The organism is Fulvivirga marina (assembly GCF_016775155.1).
In the GTDB taxonomy this organism is placed as follows: Bacteria; Bacteroidota; Bacteroidia; order Cytophagales; family Cyclobacteriaceae; genus Fulvivirga; species Fulvivirga marina.
Map to the genome: position 1 here is coordinate 1 of NZ_JAEUGD010000062.1, position 3268 is coordinate 3268.

2 protein-coding genes are annotated in these 3268 nt (G+C 41.4%); both read right to left on the minus strand.

Annotation, left to right across the window (positions count from 1 at the left end):
• Positions 1-522 (minus strand): condensation domain-containing protein (locus JMN32_RS18990; RefSeq protein ID WP_202857951.1); only part of this gene is annotated, 522 nt, incomplete at its 3' end.
• The coding region (locus JMN32_RS18995; RefSeq protein ID WP_202857952.1) for a non-ribosomal peptide synthetase at positions 519-3268 on the minus strand (2750 nt) is incomplete at its 5' end. The genes JMN32_RS18995 and JMN32_RS18990, both read right to left, overlap by 4 nt.

Sequence of the window (3268 nt, forward strand, 5' to 3'; positions counted from 1 at the left end):
GTCGAATGGCCGAACAAAGGAACGGATGAGTTCTTCGATGTTTCCTTCGGGTACCTCTTCATGTACATGGATATTGAACGGCACCTCCTCAGGAGGCATGATTTGTTGAAAGACCTGTTGTTCTTGTCTGACAAATCGAGTTCTAAGACTTTGATGTCTCTGGATGAGTTGAGAGAATGTGTTTTCTAGCCTTTGTATATTGAGCTGTCCTTTTAGAGACACAACATAAGGCATGTTGTAGGCGGTGGTTTCAGGATCAAACTCATAGAGGAAGTAGAGCCTTTTCTGAGCAGAGGTGAGGGGATAGTTAAGCTGCTCGGGCGCTGGTGGGATGTGACCGACGTTAACTTGTTGATTGAAATTTGAAAAGAATTTTTGAAGTTCATCTTTTCTGGATTTTATCTCTCGGATAACATCATTAGTCAGTAGATTATGATCTCCTTTTACCTTAACTTCTTTATCAACAAATGAAAACGAAATGCCTTTGGCGCTTAGCTCGTTGATGAATTTCTCTATTGTCATATTGTAATCTCAATTTGATTGGATCCGTCAATATTTGGATTGTGAACTAATTTAACTGCTGCAATTAACTCAGCAAGCTCATACACAGTTTGTCGTTTAAAAAAATCTCTAACAGGTAGTTTTACTCCAATTTCCAGATGTACTTTGTCAATGATATTCATGGCTTTAAGCGAGTGCCCACCAAGCTCGAAGAAGTTGCTGTTGGTACTGATTTTTTCTTTTGGTATTTGAAGCACCTCACTCCAGATGTCGACGAGTTGCTCTTCGACCTCATTTTGAGGGGCGATGAATTCCTGAATATCCACTTCGGGTTTAGGGAGTGCTTTTCGGTCTACTTTACCGTTTCGGTTGAGAGGTAGCTCCTCCATTTTGATGAAAAGCGTTGGGATCATATAGTCTGGCAGCTTTTGCAGCAGGTAGTTTTTCAGTACATGGCTGTCAATATGATCCTGAGCAACGAAGTAAGCGACGAGTTGCTTATCCTGGTTTTTTTGATGGGCCACTACGACGGCAGCCTGCACTTGAGGGTGGTAGGCGAGCTGACTTTCGATCTCCCCGAGTTCGATACGGAACCCTCGTACTTTAACCTGATTATCACTACGTCCCAGAAACTCTATGTTACCATCGGGAAGTCTTCTTCCTAAATCACCAGAAAGGTAATAGCGTTTGCCTTGTTCGAAAATTCCTGTGACAATGGCCTGGTTGGTTTTGTCAGGGTCATTCCAATATCCCGGTGTGATGAAGTCACTTTCATAGACTAGCATTCCTTCCTGGAATACATCTGTGGCCTTGTGGTTTTGGTCCAGTATGAAAACATCTGTTGCGTCAACCGGGTGACCAACGGGTACGTTATTCCCTATAACAGAATCCTTACTGATAAAATTTTGGATTGTAATTGTAGACTCTGTTGGTCCCAGTCCATTGATCATAAGGCATTCATCACTGAAGAGAGACTTAAAGGATTCCACATCACTAGGTAGGGTAGCTTCCCCCCCCATCACAACAAGCCTGATGGATTTACTGGCTTTTTCTTTCAGTGTAGAAGTGAACGCTCTAAAGACGGAAGGTGTCGAGTGATAGATTGTTATTTGATGTTTGTCAATAACTGAGTTAAGCTCATCAAGTCCTCTGTTTTTGATATCATATAATATACCGGTTGCCCCATTGAGTAAAGTACCGAAGAAGCTCATGACGGCAGCATCGTGTCCATAGTTAGACAGCATGGTCAATGTGTCGTGGTGGTCGATGTGCAGGGCATTGGTATAAACTTTCCAGAAGTACAAGGCATTTCTATGCGTTTGCATGACCCCTTTAGGCTTTCCGGTTGATCCGGAAGTATAGAGGATGTATGCTAATTCATTGGGGTTAATACTGTCTGTTTTAAGGTCTGCTATAATTCCTTTATCAATAGATTCAATATTGATAATGCTTATAGGGTGTTCAATGCTTTCTACGATTTGCTTCGCCAACGGCATGTATTCATTTTGAGTAAGTAATACACGGGCTTGGGCATCACGCATAATATCAGCCATTCGCTCGACCGGTTGATCTGCGACCATAGGGACATAAGCGTGCGCTGCCTTTAATGCACCCCATAATCCCTCCAGCATATGGATGTTATGGCCAAAGAGGAGTGCTGCTCTTGGAGCAAAACCATCATGGTCGGATTTATTCAATTGACTAATGGTGTTAGCTATACGATTTGAGGCAACGTCGAGTTCCTGGTAGGTAATTTTTTGGTTCTGATCGATAATCGCCGTACGCTGTGGGAATGAATGAACGATGGTCTTAAACCGGTCAACAATGGATTGATGGATTTGATCTGTTCCAATTGGGGTGAATGGTTTTTGAGGGGAACAACGATCAGTTTTGAGTTGAATTTCATTTTGAGAAAAGATATTGTATGCTCCAATGGCCGTATCGGCGTTGTTAAGGATCTGCTGGATCAGTTTTTTGAATTCTTCAAAAATGTACTTGATGGTATCTCTTTTGAAGAATCCAGATTTGTAGAGACATGTAAATAAAATTTGGTCATCACTTTCTTTAGCATAAAGGGTAAGATGAAATTTAGCGTTAGGCTTCAGTTCTGATGTAATCGTTTGTACCTTAAGTTCATCAAGCTCAAAGGAAAGGTCATTTTCAAAATTGAGCAGGTTGAAAAACACATCGAAGAGAGGATTTCTTGTTAAGTCTCTTTTCAGATTGAGTTCACTGATAAGGTCTTCGAACTGATATTCTTGATGTTCAAACGCTTCTAACGACTCTCGCTGAACCTCTTTAAGGAACTGGATAAATGGTTTCTGATGTTCAGGGAAATTTCTAAACGGTAGTGTATTCAAGAATAACCCAATAATATGTTCGGTATCGGCATGAGAGCGATTGACAACTGGCGATCCGACAATAATATCTTCCTGGTTGGATAGCCTACTAAGCAACACCTGAAATGAAGCAAGCAGGAAAGAAAACAAGGTAATTCCTTTTTGTTGATTGATGAAAAGATGAATTTTTTGGGATTCTTCGGGTGAGAGGTCAAAATGGAAAAGATCCCCATGTGTTAGGTTATCATGATTAAGGGCGAGGTCACCGGGAAGGTTCAATACCGGTACGTCCCTGGAGAAGCGTTCGGTCCAATAGTTTTTTTGTTGATCAAGGATATCTGCCTGACTATTTTTCCAGACCGCATAATCTTTATATTGGATGCTGAGTTCAGGGAGCAGTTTACCTTCATAGATACCCATAAAGTCTT